A 14,275-nucleotide genomic window follows, 5' to 3' on the forward strand; every position below is an offset into this window, starting at 1 on the left:
AAAGAGGCGGTGCTTAGTCGCCGCCTCCTCGTCTTTATTTCATTGAATCTTTTAAAGATGAAACAAACTGGCTGCTGTCTTTTTGTGTGACGAAGATATTGACGGCTTGATTCGCTTTTGTCACAAACCCTTCTTCAGCAGCTGAACCATGCGCGAGAGACGGCGCCAGCTTTGAGTCTTTAAATGCCTTCATCGCCGATTTTCCGTATTCATCATATTTAGACATATCTGCATCCACACGTGCCGGAATCGATCCCTTCAGCGGGTTAAATGCATCCTGTCCTTCCACAGATCCTAAGACAGATAAGAATTTCTTCACGTTTTCTGGCTGTTTCACGCCCTTTGGCAGTCCAAATGTATCGGTGATCACCATAAAGCTTCCCTCTGTTTCAGGAGTCGCCACGTATCCAAAGTCTTTATTCACCTTCAGATCCAGATCATTCACAAAGTACCCCTTCGCCCAGTCGCCCATGACGTTCATTGCAGCTTCCCCTTTTGCTACGAGCTGCGAGGCATCCTGCCAGTTACGTGAGCTGTGGTCATCATTGACATATTCAAGCATACGTCCAAAGATGTCTGCCGCTTCCTTCACTTTTGCGTCATCCATTTTCATGTCTCCAGCCCAAAGTTTTTGATATCCATCAGCGCCTAAAACGCCGAGCAGTACACTCTCAAACAAATGTGTTGCTGCCCAAGGCTCTTTATCCCCAAGCGCAAGAGGTGTAATGCCTTTTTTCTTTAAAGCATCTGCTGTCTTGAAAAATTCATCAAAGGTCGTTGGTGGCTCTAAACCTGCATCATCAAATACCTTCTTGTTATACCAAAGCACATTGCCTCTGTGAATATTCACTGGTACTGAATAGATTTTCCCATCTTTGCTGACAAGGTCGATGAGTGATTCCGGAAATTTGTCTTTCCAGCCTTCCTTTTCATATAGATCATCCAGCGGCTCCATTTTACCTGCTGCGACCCAGCTCTCATTCAGCTCCGCTCCGCCATGTACTTGGAATGTAGCTGGCGGGTCATTTCCTTGCATCCGGCTAGTCAGAACAGCCTTTGCATTTGTACCAGCACCACCTGCGACAGCTGCATTTTCAATTGGAATATCTTTATTTTTCTCTTCAAACAATTGAATGAGTGCTTTCAGTCCGTCCTCCTCACCTGCTCCAGTCCACCAAGAAAAAATGTCGAGCTTCTCTGCTCCGCCCTCTTTTTTTGCATCTGAGCTCGTCGATGAACTACAGGCAGTGACGATAAGCATACAGAGAACTAACAGCGTAAAGCCTAATTTAACCTTCATGATTGATCCCCCATCCCTATTTTGTAAGCGTTATCATAATAAGTATAATGGCAGATCCTTGCTTTTTTTTAGGCAAACTTCTTCACTTTTTTATGAAATTCTTCATTTTTTTACGGTCTGTTTTCGATATTCCTTCGGTGAACAGCCGACCATCTTCTTAAACACACGGCTGACATAATTAGGGTCTGTATATCCTGCCTGATAGGTAATTTCTTTTAAACTAAGCGAGCTGTCTTTGAGAAGCCTTTTGATTTTATCCAGCCGGCAGGCAGTCACATACTCTTTAAATGTCAGCCCTGTCTCGTCTTTAAACCTTTTTGTGAAATAGGTCGGACTTAAATCAACATAGGCCGCAGTCTGTTCCAGCGTGATCTGTTCACAAAAATGCGTTTTGATGTAGCGCTTTGCCCGCTCAATATCATTCACAGTCTGGTTTCTTGCTTCGTACACGTCAAATAAATATTCACAGCACTGGCGGCATTCTGCTGCCGTGTTGATCGTTAATATAGGCCAGTCTGTTCGGAGTCGTGATTTAAATAAGATCAGCAGCTCTTTTAGTTGAGACAGGGTCGCCCCCTCTAGTTCAAAAGCATCGAATAAAGCGAGCGCCTCCTCTCTTCTCCCTTCTTCCATTGCCTGCATCATATCGTCTGCAAGCTCAGGCAGATGGATCAATGGATGGGACTGTTCTTCTGTTTGGTAAAAGCCATAACGAACAACGCCAGAACTCTTTTTCCGCTGATAATAGGAAAGCTTCGCCTCTGCTGCACTTTTCTGAAGATAAAGCGGATTTGAGACCGGGTGTCCCATGCCAACGACAGGTGAAGGCTGATCGTTGGTTGTGGCATTTCGAATCGCCTGCAAGACATCTGCCTTTAACTGACCAGGCGCTTGGTGACGATAAATGAGACATGTAAACAGCTCACCACTCACCTGAATCGGCACCGTATGAAAAAGGGGAGATGTCTGTAAATGAATCAACAACTGATTCCCGATTGTCCGCTGCACAGCGATGACAAGACCTGCTTCGAATTCATGAAACAGTTGTCGAAACTCCGTGGAAGTATAGGATTGTCCGTTTATGACATGAGCTTCAAGCCACTTTGACTGCTGACCGGCCGCCAGCGCCTGCCGCTGAGACGCCTCCTGCTGAATCTCTGACGCAACCGTTCGAATGGCGGCGATGGTTTCATCTTTGTCAGCCGGTTTGACGAGATATTGTTTCACTCCTTCCTGCATCGCTTGCTTGGCATAATCGAACGTATCGTAGGCTGTCAGCATAATAAATTTTGTATGAGGACTGATCGCTTTGATTTGCTTGATCGCTGTCAATCCATCCATTCCAGGCATCTGAATATCCATGAGCACAAGATGAACGGGCTCAGTCCGCACGAATTCAACCGCCTTTTTTCCATTTTCAGCTTCTCCTGCTATATGACACTCTGGAAGCCAATCGGTCATGAACTTCCGCATCGCTAGCCGTTCTATCTTTTCATCATCTACAATCAGCACGTTCAGCATGCCGGTCCCTCCTTCATTGGAATAACCAATTGAATAGTGGTGCCTTCGTTTGGATTTGAGTCAATTTGAAGGGCATCTTGTACCCCATAAAACAAACGCAGCCTTGACATCACATTTCGAAGACCGATTCCTGTTGAATGCCCTTTACTCAACATGTTTGGATCTTCCTCTTCTTTTTCTGATAGCAATCTTCTTTTCTCTTGTTCATTGATTCCCATCCCATTGTCCCGAATCCGAATCATCACATAGCCGCCTTCTTGATAGATCGAGAGCTCGACAAGTCCATCTTCCTCTTTTGGTTCGACGCCATGAATAAAGGCATTTTCAACAAGTGGCTGTAAGGTGAGACTTGGGATACGTACAGATAAACACGATTCATCTATGGTCGTTTTGCATGTAATACGATCGGCAAATCTTGTTTCTTGTATATGAAAATATTCTTTGACCACTTTTACTTCTTGTTCGAGCGTAACGGATGCACTGAGAGCTGACAGCGAATAACGCATGAGAGTGGAAACAGATTGGATCAACCTTGATGTGGCATCCGCTGATTCTAAGTAAGCCATGCGTGAGACGATGTTTAAGGTATTAAATAAAAAATGTGGGTTCATTTGGTTTTGGAGCGTTTTCAGCTTCATATCTTTGATTTTTTGATCTAAAGCTGCCTTTTGTTTCATCTCTTCAATCATCATTTTCATCTCTTGACGCATTCGCTGGAAGGCCTCATTTAATACAGAAATTTCATCCTTTGAGGTGACATGCAAGTCCGCTCCATCAAAGTTTCCTTCTGATACTTCCTTTACGCTTCGAGAGAGATGGACGATCGGTCTTGAAATCCCGCCAGCAATCATATACGCCATCCATAATGCGACTCCAATGGACAGTGTAAACAAACATAGGGTAAAGAGCGCATAGGTTTGGTGTCTTTTTTGCAGAGATTGATAGAGTACTTGATACTCAGACAATTCATCATCAAGCAAGGTCATTGTTTGCTCTTGTATGTAGGAGGAGACGGTTCTTACTTCCTTCACACTTGCTGCATATTCTTTGATTTTTCCTTCTTTTACATGTGTCATGGTCGCATCACTCTCATTGATGAGCGTCCGTATCATATATTGATATTTTTCAATAGAAGGAACTGCCGCATGAAGCCCGGCATCTTTTCGCAATGTCTGGTCGTAGGATTTCATTTTTTGTTTTGAAGCTAGGTATTCTTTGGCAAACTGCTGATCCTTTTCAATCGCATACGCATTGACCTTTTCATACATCGTTTTTGCCTCTGTCGATATATCATTAAGCAGGAGAAAAGAACGAAAGCTTCTGCTATATTCCGATACGATATTCGAGCTGCTCCAATAGACGAAAAAAGCGGCCACGTTTCCAAGAAATACAAGGGTTAAAAATGCCAGTAACAACTTGCTTCGAATCCTTTTCACGGCTGCACCCCCTGCCTTCTGTCTGTTTGCTGTAGCGGCAGATCCTCTTGCCGAATCACACTCGTTCCTGTGTACTGAAGCGGCTCTTCTTTTTCACCTTTCTGCAAGCGCACAAGCGATTCTACTGCTTGATAGCCCATTTCATAAGGATGCTGAACAACGACTGCATCAATCTTTCCATCATCGAGCGCCTGAATCGTATCTGGCAATGTATCAAATGCGAGTACATAGACATCTGTGGACGATCGATATTGCGCTGTTGCTTGAATGATACCTGCACCATCTAATGCACTCGTGCCGTAAAATGCAGTGAGCTTTGCATGATCGTTTAATAGTTTATACGCGGCACCGGAGGCCCCTGATTTTGTAATGGCTGATTCTTCTATTCCAACAATATGAATGCGTTTTTCAGCGGCGACGGCATCTCGAAATCCTTTGACGCGCTGCTTTTGATGAACGGCATCAAGCCTGCCTGTGACAATTCCTACGTACTGTTCGCCTTTTGTATCTGCGATGAGTGCCTGTCCTGCGATAAAGCCTGAATAATAATTGTCCGTGCCTACATACACTTGACGCATGCTCCCCTCTGCATCTGTATCAACGGTGACAACATCAATGCCCTTTTCCCTCGCCTTCTGAAAAAGCGGTTTGTATTTTTTCGCATCAAGTCCCTGTGTCATAATGCCATCAACATGCCCTGCGATTGCCATATCAATGGTTTTCAAATGATCATCTATATCGGCTTGCTTCGGACCCAAATATTCTAAATACACGCGATGAGCGGCTGCCGCATCAGCAGCTCCCTTTTGGACCAGCTGCCAATATTCATTATCAAGTTCCTCCGGTACAAGGACAAAGTGATATTGATAGGTTGATGACGCTTTTTCGGAAGCGTTTTCAATTTTAAATAAATCTTGACCTAATGATGTTAAAAAAATGACAGATACGACACAAAAAGTGAGAAAGGTGCCCACCCCGATCCACTTTGATACTTTCACCACATCCTCCCCCTTTCAAAAATTGCGCATAAAAAAAGAGCTGCTTATAAGCATACTCTCTCGACCTCTATAATTCCTTTGTCATAAATAAACTGTTTGGATCTTCTTGATATGAACCGAAAGGCGGACAAATATAAAACCCAACACTCTCATATAGTTTTCTTGCTGGCTCAAAGAAAGACATCGCACCTGTTTCTAAGCTGACACGTGAATAACCGCGCCTTTTTGCCTCTTGGAGAAGATGGTTCAGCATATACCTCGCTACACCTTTTCGCAGATGGAGAGCCGCGGTTCTCATGGATTTGATTTCACCGTGCTCTTTTGACAGCTCCTTTAACGCTCCGCAGCCAAGAAGCTCCTCTCCATCCCGTACACTCCACACTGTGACATCTTGCTTTTTCAAATCAGCTAACGGAAGGGCATGAATGCTTTCTGGCGGGGAATGCTCTTTCATTTCTTCTATATGAGCGGTAATCAGCTGTTCTATTTGTCCATCCGTGAGTGTATCTTGTTGAATGTACACATCTATCACTCCTTCACGATCATTGTACGTGAAGAGTCAGTATTCACCAGCTGTTATGTCAGATAAACGAACAAACAACCAGCATTCATCTGCCAGTTGTTCATTTGATAGCACCTATTTATGAAGAAAGAACCGCTTGTAATTCTTCTGCCGTACTGCTTTCAAGCTGACTTCCGATCCCTACTGCCACTGCGCCTGCTTTCAGCCAGTTTGGCACATCGGTTGGATGAATACCTCCCGTTGGAATAAATTCAATGTCTGGAAATGGGCCTTGTAAGTTTTTCATATAGGATAAACCGAAGGAGCCACTTGGAAAAAGCTTGAGCAAGCAGTATCCAGCTGCTTTTGCCTGCATGATTTCACTTGGGGTGAGGACACCTGGTACATAGAGTGTGTCGTGAAACGAGAGATGCTCTCCAATGACAGGAAGATATCCTGGACTGACAATAAATTGTGAGCCTGCGCCAATGGCTGACTGCGCCTGCTGAAGAGTGGTGATTGTGCCTGCTCCTACAATTAGATCTTGCTCATGCTGAAAAGATGCAATGATGCGTTCCGCATTGGGCGTGGTATACGTCACTTCAATGGCTCGAACGCCTTTTTTCTTTAAACGCTCAATGATCTCAATCCCTTCTGCTTCGCTCCCCGCTCTCACCACTGCGATCAGCTTACAAGCCGCAAGACGCTCTTTAACGCTCAAACTTGCTGACTTTCCCATATCCTTCGTCCCCCTTCATATATTCCCGTCTTTGATATCGTTTGGCTCCCTTCATAAAAGCCTGAAGCTCTTCCCGAGTAGGCAGACCGTCCTTATCGCCTGGAGACATCACCGCAAGAGCCCCTACAGCATTGCCTCTTGTCACAGATTTTTCATATGATAAACCGTCCAATAAACCACTAATGACCCCCACGGCAAATCCATCACCGGCACCGACTGTATCCACGACATTGGGCACATAAAAGCCGCTCACAATCCCCTGACTGGCTGCACTTTTATAAAAGGCACCTTCTGCACCGAGCTTAATGACCACAAGCTTGACGCCTTTTTGCAAATAAACATCTGCAATCTCTTCCGGCTCGTAACAGCCTGTGAGCCTTTGCCCTTCTGCAAGCCCCGGAAAAAACCAATCCACTTGAAAAGCTATCTGATTTACTGTATGGATCATATCTTCTTCCTCTTCCCATAGCTGCAGCCGAAGGTTTGGATCAAATGAAATGGTTTTGCCTGCCTCTTTCATCTTTTGAAGAGCATGAAAAGAGAACGCTCTCATTTCATTAGATAACGCAGGTGGAATACCTGTCATATGGAGATGTCCTGCCTGCTTGAAATAATTCACGGGAAAGTCGCTTGGACTCATCGTGCTCGCAGCAGAGCCTTTCCGATAATACGTGACATCAGGATCTCCATCTATCACTTTGGATTTAAGTAAGATCCCTGTTTGAGCCCCATCATTTGAACGAATCACTGCACTTGTATCGACTCCTTCTTTTTGAAGCTCTTCTAAAATAAATGTGCCAAGTGAATCTGCTCCTACTTTACTCATCCATCCCACATCAAAACCTAGCCTCGCTAAACCGACTGCCACGTTACTTTCGGCACCAGCAAGCGCCTTTTGAAATGTATGCACTTGATGAAGCTCCCCGACTTCTTTTGCGTAAAACATCGCCATTGATTCCCCAAATGTGACCGCATTCAATGCTTTCACTCATTTCTCCCCTTTCATGGTACCGGTTTCAAATTAGTTGAAAAAGAGAGAGCATGCACGTATGTATACTCTTCTCTGTCTGTTGTTTATAAGGATTTTCTTGCGATGATTTCTCCATCAAGCTGAATGGTTTGGGGCGCACTTTCATCCCCTTCAAGCCGAGTCTTGATTTTTTGCATGGCGGCTTTCCCCATTTCATGAGATGGCTGGGCAACCGTTGTGATTCCAGGCCCAATCAGCTTATACCATTCTGTATCATCAAAACCTGCAATGCCTATATCTCCTGGAATCTTTAATCCGAGGTCTACAAGCTCACTAATCAGCTTCAGCATAAGTAATCCATTGGCTGCTAAAATCGCTTTTTTCTGCTGGTTTGATTGGACAAAATGGACAAGTTCTTCTCGCAGTTGTTCCTTTTGTTTCAAATCAATTTCTACAATGAGCGGCTTCTTATGTTTACTCATGGCTGTCTGTTCATATGCTTCTTTTCGTTCTTCACGAGGACTGATCCCATCGACCGGCTCAGTAAAGAAGGCGATGTGCTCATAGCCTCTCTCATACATTTGTTGAAGCAACTGGATTGTGATATCACGGTTATTCGTTGTCACTGTATCGACTTTTAGTTCAGGTAATTTCCGGTCAACAAGGACAATCGGCACACCGTTTTTCTTAAAATCCTGCAGAATGTCATTGTTCTGGCCTGTCGTATTGATGATGAGCCCTTCAATATAATGCGCATTCAGCTTGAGGAGCATTTCGCGTTCTTTTTCTGGCCGGTTATCTGTATTGCATACCATAATGCTGTATCCATATTCATCACAAATTTCTTCGACTCCGCGAAGTGTGGCAACAGAGAATGGATTTGTAATGTCGGCTACAATAAACCCAATGACCTTGCTTTTTCTTACTTTCAATCCTTGAGCGAGCTGACTCGGACGATAATGCAGTTCTTCAATGGCTTTTTTAATTTTTTTGACCTTTTCAATAGAAATTTCATTTGTTCTGCCATTGATATATCTGGATACAGTTGATTTTGAAACACCTGCATAATCGGCCACTTCGTTGATGGTCACTTTCGTTTGCTTTTTCTCTTTCATTCAAAAAACTCCCACAATCAATGTCTTCTCATTTGTTTCGAAACCGATTTCAAATAACTTAAAAAGAGCATATCATAATTTCTTGTATTCCAGAAGATTTTTTTGTTTGAAGATGGCAAATAAGCATTTAAATAAACAAAAAGAAAGCGATTTCAAAATAACGGTTGACGATACTCTCTTTTTCCTCTAAAATTTTCCTTGAAACCGATACCAAATAAAATACCTACATTTTGTTTCAGATGGAAAGGGAGGCTTATTTCAAATGGAAAATCGTTATGCTGTACATCCTGAGCAGGTCAAGCGTTTTACAACAGAGGAACTTCGTCGTCATTTTCATATTCCTACACTATTCGTCAGCGGTGAATTGAAGCTCTACTATTCGCATGAGGACCGTGTGGTGATTGGCGGGGTCATGCCGTCTGCAGAACCGCTCAAATTAGATGCCGGCGACTTTCTACGTACGGAGTATTTCCTTGAAAGACGCGAGATCGGCATTGTAAATGTCGGCGGTCAAGGAACGGTCACTGTCAATGGTGAAGCCTTTGTACTGGAGCACAAAGATTTCTTATATATTGGGCTTGGACACGAAGATGTACAGTTTGCTAGTTCATCAGGCGAAGAAGCAAAGTTCTATCTTGTATCAGCCACCGCTCACAAAGCGTACCCTACGCAAAAAGCTGCCATCGCTGAATTAACACCGAATCACTTAGGGGAAGCGTCTGCTTCAAACGTACGAAACTTGTATCAAGTCATCCACGCAAACGGTATTCAAAGCTGTCAGCTCATGATGGGAATCACTCAACTGGAAACCAATAACACGTGGAATACGATGCCCGCTCATATTCATGATCGGCGTATGGAAGTGTACTTATATCTTGATATCGAAGAAGATGCTCGTGTCTTTCATTTTATGGGGGAGCCATCTGAAACAAGACATCTCGTTGTGGCCAATGAGGAAGCGGTTATTTCTCCTGCCTGGTCCATTCATTCAGGTTCGGGTACAGCGAATTATTCATTTATTTGGGCGATGGCGGGCGAGAACTATACGTTCAAAGATATGGACTTTGTCCCAATGGACCAGCTGAGGTAATGTGATGACGACAGCATCCTATGTAACGTCCCTCTTTTCTCTTGAAGGCAAAACAGCCCTTGTGACAGGTCCTGGAACCGGCATTGGGCAGGGCATTGCTGTGGCGCTTGCCAGGTCAGGCGCAGATATTATCGGCACATACCACCACACACCGCTAGAGGAAACGAAAGCGCTCGTCGAACAGGCGGGCCGCTCGTTTCATGCGGTTCAGATTGATTTTTCCGACCCTCAAACTGCAAAACAGGCTGTCGATGCCATGTTACAAAAGCATACGATCGATATCTTAATCAATAATGCTGGCACCATTAAAAGAGAGCAGGCTGCTCATTATTCAGAGGAAGACTGGCATACGGTCATGGATGTGAATATCAATAGTCTCTTTTTCCTCACCCAAAGGGTTGGGCGGCAGATGCTGAAAACTGGTCAAGGGAAAATTGTTAATATTGCCTCCCTTCTATCATTTCAAGGCGGCGTCTTTGTCCCCGCTTATACAGCAAGTAAACACGCAGTCGCAGGGCTGACGAAGGCATTTGCAAACGAATGGGCGAACCAGCAAATACAAGTGAATGCGATCGCTCCTGGTTACATTGCGACCAATAACACGCAAGCCATTCGGGACGATGAGAATCGAAATGATGAGATTCTCAAACGAATCCCTGCCGGTCGCTGGGGAAAGCCTGAGGATCTAGCCGGTGCTGCTGTTTTCCTTAGCTCACCAGCCTCTGATTATATGAACGGTCATATTTTAGCTGTTGATGGCGGCTGGCTTGCGAGATAAAACAGACGAGAGAATTCCTATTTGCAGGAATTCTCTTTTTTCTATTTGCATAATTCTCCACCATCCGAGTCACTCTATAAAAAACATGACATGAGGGTGAGGTATTATGAAAAGTCGTATTGAACAAGATATAGCGTCCGTCATCAAGCGCGTCAAAAGCTTTGCCGGGAAAAGTGATGATATCGTGTTCCACTCATTTTCATTTGGCCCTTCTGCTATCTCTGCATGTCTCATGTACATTGAAGGACTCACAGAATTTGAGATGCTTTCCAAACAAATCATTTCACCTATGCAAAAGGAGCTGGATATCACCGAAGTTGATTCTAGTACGCTTCCAGCCCTGTCTAAAACGTTCTTTGGCATCCAAAATGACGTGCTGGAGGATATGAACCTTGCCATCGAGCAGTTATATAGCGGCAGGGCTATTTTATTTGTAGATGGCGCGGCTCAAGCACTTGCACTCCAAACGAACCTTTTTCAATTTAGAGAAGTAGAAGAGCCGCAATCGGAAGTCCTTGTAAGAGGGCCTCGGATCGGTTTTATTGAAAATCTTGAAAAAAACACGGCTTTAATCCGTGAGCGGGCAAACGACCCAAACCTTGTCATTCAAAAGGTGAATGTAGGTACTCGCAATAAAAAGTCCGCAGCCCTTGTGTACGTTCGTGATATTGTTGATCCCAAATTAGTAGAAGATGTTTTAGCACGCATGGCCGAAATCAAAATGGATGACATCCCTGAAACCGGCTATATTGAACAGCTGATTGAGGACAGTCACATCTCCATTTTTCCGCAGATTCAAAATACAGAACGTCCAGACCGGGTGATTGCTTCTGTGCTTGAAGGGAAAGTATCGATTTTACTCGATGGCACTCCTTTTGCGCTCATTTTACCGATGACCTTTACAGCCTTGATGCAATCACCTGAAGATTATTATCAGAGATGGACTAGCGCGACTCTTTTACGTTTACTCCGTTATATCGCTGTTTTGCTCACAATTTTTTTACCCGGACTTTACATTGCACTTGTCTCTTATCACCCAGGCTTATTACCCACACGAATGGCACTCACCATCGCAGGCAGTCGGCAGAATGTTCCGTTCCCTCCTGTTGTTGAGGCGATTCTCATGTCTTTTACGATAGAGCTGCTGCGGGAGGCTGGACTTCGGCTTCCTAGAGCCATCGGGCAGACAATTGGGCTCATTGGCGGCGTCATCATTGGTCAGGCGGCTGTCCAAGCCAATATCGTCAGTGCCTTAATGGTGATTATTGTGTCGCTGACGGCACTAGCTGACTTTACGGCACCGTCCTATGACTTTAGTTTCCCGCTGCGCATCTTGCGGTTTATGGCCATTTTCAGTTCAGCGATGCTTGGGTTATATGGCTTAATCATGTGTTATTTATTTGTGCTTTGTCACCTGATGCAATTAAAGACCTTTGGTTTTGACTATTTCACACCTGTTTTGTCTTCACCGTTTTCAGATTTAAAAGATACGTACGTACGTTTACCAATTGGGCTATTTAAATCGAGACCGAAAACAGCAAAAATAAAAAATCTCAAAAGACAAGGAGATTAACCGATGTACAGAGCTGAGAAGCTATCATTGTTACAAGTCACCATTCTGTGCAGCTCTACAATGATAGGCGCTGGAATTTTAACCATTCCTCGCAGTTCTGCCAATTCAGGATTCCCTGATGGCTGGATCATTGTATTACTACAGGGAGTCATCTTTGCTTTCGTTGCTTTTTTGTTAGGATGGATTGCTGAAAAAAATGCGCCGGATACCATTTTTGAATCAAATAGAAAAGGAGCCGGTGCAATCTTTGGCACATTCTTCAATTTAATACTGATTGTCTATTTACTAGGCATCGTCGGCTTTGAAGCGCGTGTTCTCGGGGAAGTCGTCCAATTTTTCCTGCTGGAATCGACTCCCATGGCAGTGATTGTGATGATTTTTCTTCTCGTGGCGATCTATCATTTGAAAAGTGGTATTTTTCCAATAGTCAAAATGGTGACATACATATATCCGATGACGATGATTATTTATATTGGGCTCATGCTGTTTAGTTTGAAAATATTCGACTTTGATTACTTACGCCCAGTGATGGCGCACGGGTTTAAAGATTTCAGTAATTTGTTCTCTCAAACATTTATTCAATTTACAGGCTTTGAGGTCATTTTGTTTGTTGTACCGCTCATTTATAAAGACAAATGGTCGAAAGCAAAGTGGGCTGCTGCGATCGGGGTTGGAATGACTTCTCTTATCTATTCTCTCACGCTCTTTATTGTGATTGGTTCCATGACCGTTGGAGAAACGAAATCCCTCACCTGGCCCACTGTCTCACTCATTCAAGCACTAGAACTTGAAGGGGTCTTCATTGAACGATTTGATATTTTTTTACTGACGATCTGGACGTGCCAGCAGTTTATTTGCATGCTTGGCTTTTTCCAATTTGCCATTAAAGGGTGCCACACAGTCTTTAAGACGACCAATGTAACGAGACTGCTATGGCTGCTGTTTTTGATTACCTCTGCGCTCTCTTTATTTCCGAGAAATATCAATGAAGTCTTTTACTACTCTACTTTACTCGGCTATGCGTTGTTCGCCGTTTTAGCCATTCCTTTTATTACAGCCATTCTGCTGATGATACGCAAAAAATGGGGAGGTCGTTCTGCATGAGAGGAAGACGTGTACTGTATATCTTTTTGTCCTGCTTTCTTTTCCTTCTATCAGCAGGATGCTGGGACTTAAAGGATATTGAAAAATTATCATTTGTGCGCGGCGTTGGAATTGATGAGGAGGATCAGAAAGGAGTTAAGCTCACTTACCAAAACCTAGTACCGAAGATGGGCGGGACACAAGAGGCTGATTCTCCTGGCTATGTAAACGTCGTCTCGAAGGGGAAAAATGTACTGGAGGCTGTCAGTAATGTCTCCTTAAAGGATCCGCCAATCTATAGTGATCATCTAAAAATCTTCCTCTTCGGCAAAAATCAGGCGGAGCATCACGATATTCAAGGAACGCTCAATCATTTTATTCGAGATGATGAAGTTCGGCGAAGCAGCTACCTCCTCGTATCACGTGATGATGCATCAAAAGTGATCAATCAAAAATTGAAATCACAGCAAAAGGTTCCAGTTGAACATATCTTTGAAACATCCAAAAACCGAAACTTTAACGGAAAGATTTTGCTGCCAACCCGTATTGGCCGGGCATCTGATTACTTCCAGATGGGCGTTAGCTTCCTTGTCCAAAGTGTAGATGCGATAGACGGCGAACTTATCTATGATGGGGCAGGAATCATTCACGGAAAAAACCGAAAGCTGATCGGTTTCATCCCTGCAAAGGATGTTCAATCTTTAAATTGGGTGATGGACCGAATTTCAGGCGGCGTTGTACCTGCCACCTACAAAGGCTTTCCGATCACATACGAAATTAAGAAATCCAAAACTAAGATTGAACCTTCTCTGAAAGATGGGCATATTTCCTTTAAAATCATTGTCAACACAAACGGAAAGCTTTCTGAAGATCAGTATCCTCCAGAAAATTCATACGATGAACAGTACATCCAAAGATTTGAGCGTCTTTTTGCAAATAAAATTAAACAAAGAATTCAAAAAGCGGTTCATCATGTACAAAAAGAGGTGGGCGTTGATCCCATATTTTTAAGCCGGCAGTTTCGTATTAAATACCCTGACTATTGGGAAAAGCATCGAGACGAATGGGATGCGCTCTTTCAAGAAGCGGATATCGAATATGAAGTCAAAGTCAGTATTTTGAACTTTGGGGCAGAAGGTGCAACAAAAAGCTTTAAATGGTAAAGCAAAA

General features: G+C 43.8%; 13 protein-coding genes. 5 read left to right on the forward strand and 8 right to left on the reverse strand.

Features of this window, described 5'->3' with window-relative positions; genetic code table 11:
- Positions 1 to 34 precede the first annotated feature (34 nt).
- From MHH68_RS16295 to MHH68_RS16330, 8 genes are all read right to left on the reverse strand, one after another.
- A complete protein-coding gene (locus tag MHH68_RS16295) occupies positions 35 to 1,300 on the reverse strand; it encodes an ABC transporter substrate-binding protein (protein WP_339164134.1) in 1,266 nt (421 codons plus the stop codon).
- Positions 1,301 to 1,402: 102 nt separating this feature from the next.
- Positions 1,403 to 2,821 (reverse strand): response regulator, encoded by a 1,419-nt coding sequence (locus MHH68_RS16300; RefSeq protein ID WP_339164137.1) that lies wholly within the window; start codon positions 2,819 to 2,821, stop codon positions 1,403 to 1,405.
- Positions 2,815 to 4,257 (reverse strand): histidine kinase, encoded by a 1,443-nt coding sequence (locus MHH68_RS16305; protein WP_339164140.1) that lies wholly within the window; start codon positions 4,255 to 4,257, stop codon positions 2,815 to 2,817. Before MHH68_RS16305 ends, MHH68_RS16300 begins: the two co-directional genes overlap by 7 nt.
- Positions 4,254 to 5,255 (reverse strand): sugar-binding protein, encoded by a 1,002-nt coding sequence (locus MHH68_RS16310; protein WP_339164142.1) that lies wholly within the window; start codon positions 5,253 to 5,255, stop codon positions 4,254 to 4,256. Before MHH68_RS16310 ends, MHH68_RS16305 begins: the two co-directional genes overlap by 4 nt.
- A 67-nt stretch (positions 5,256 to 5,322) precedes the next feature.
- The gene (locus MHH68_RS16315) at positions 5,323 to 5,778 is read right to left on the reverse strand and encodes a GNAT family N-acetyltransferase (protein WP_339164144.1); all 456 of its coding nucleotides are present in this window, start codon (positions 5,776 to 5,778) and stop codon (positions 5,323 to 5,325) included.
- A 118-nt stretch (positions 5,779 to 5,896) separates the two neighbouring features.
- The gene (locus MHH68_RS16320) at positions 5,897 to 6,496 is read right to left on the reverse strand and encodes a bifunctional 4-hydroxy-2-oxoglutarate aldolase/2-dehydro-3-deoxy-phosphogluconate aldolase (protein ID WP_339164145.1); all 600 of its coding nucleotides are present in this window, start codon (positions 6,494 to 6,496) and stop codon (positions 5,897 to 5,899) included.
- Complete coding sequence (locus MHH68_RS16325; RefSeq protein WP_339164148.1) at positions 6,468 to 7,484, reverse strand: sugar kinase; 1,017 nt, start codon at positions 7,482 to 7,484, stop codon at positions 6,468 to 6,470. The genes MHH68_RS16320 and MHH68_RS16325 overlap by 29 nt, the downstream gene beginning before the upstream one ends.
- An 86-nt stretch (positions 7,485 to 7,570) precedes the next feature.
- Complete coding sequence (locus MHH68_RS16330) at positions 7,571 to 8,581, reverse strand: LacI family DNA-binding transcriptional regulator (protein WP_339164150.1); 1,011 nt, start codon at positions 8,579 to 8,581, stop codon at positions 7,571 to 7,573.
- A 262-nt stretch (positions 8,582 to 8,843) separates the two neighbouring features.
- Between MHH68_RS16330 and kduI the strand changes: the two genes are divergently transcribed.
- The 5 genes from kduI (at position 8,844) to MHH68_RS16355 (ending at position 14,268) form a co-directional block, all read left to right on the forward strand.
- Complete coding sequence (gene kduI / locus MHH68_RS16335; RefSeq protein ID WP_058013530.1) at positions 8,844 to 9,671, forward strand: 5-dehydro-4-deoxy-D-glucuronate isomerase; 828 nt, start codon at positions 8,844 to 8,846, stop codon at positions 9,669 to 9,671.
- A 4-nt stretch (positions 9,672 to 9,675) separates the two neighbouring features.
- Positions 9,676 to 10,449 carry a 2-dehydro-3-deoxy-D-gluconate 5-dehydrogenase KduD gene (gene kduD / locus MHH68_RS16340; RefSeq protein WP_339164152.1) on the forward strand — a complete coding sequence of 258 codons (774 nt, stop codon included), beginning with the start codon at positions 9,676 to 9,678 and terminating at the stop codon, positions 10,447 to 10,449.
- 106 nt (positions 10,450 to 10,555) lie between these two features.
- The gene (locus MHH68_RS16345; protein WP_180309978.1) at positions 10,556 to 12,022 is read left to right on the forward strand and encodes a spore germination protein; all 1,467 of its coding nucleotides are present in this window, start codon (positions 10,556 to 10,558) and stop codon (positions 12,020 to 12,022) included.
- A gap of 3 nt (positions 12,023 to 12,025) precedes the next feature.
- Entirely contained in the window at positions 12,026 to 13,126 is a 1,101-nt protein-coding gene (locus MHH68_RS16350) for a GerAB/ArcD/ProY family transporter (RefSeq protein WP_339164158.1), read from the forward strand.
- A complete protein-coding gene (locus tag MHH68_RS16355; RefSeq protein WP_306011307.1) occupies positions 13,123 to 14,268 on the forward strand; it encodes a Ger(x)C family spore germination protein in 1,146 nt (381 codons plus the stop codon). The genes MHH68_RS16350 and MHH68_RS16355 overlap by 4 nt, the downstream gene beginning before the upstream one ends.
- Positions 14,269 to 14,275 lie beyond the last annotated feature (7 nt).

Source organism: Bacillus sp. FSL K6-2841 (genome assembly GCF_037976435.1).
Lineage (GTDB): Bacteria > Bacillota > Bacilli > Bacillales > Bacillaceae > Bacillus > Bacillus pumilus.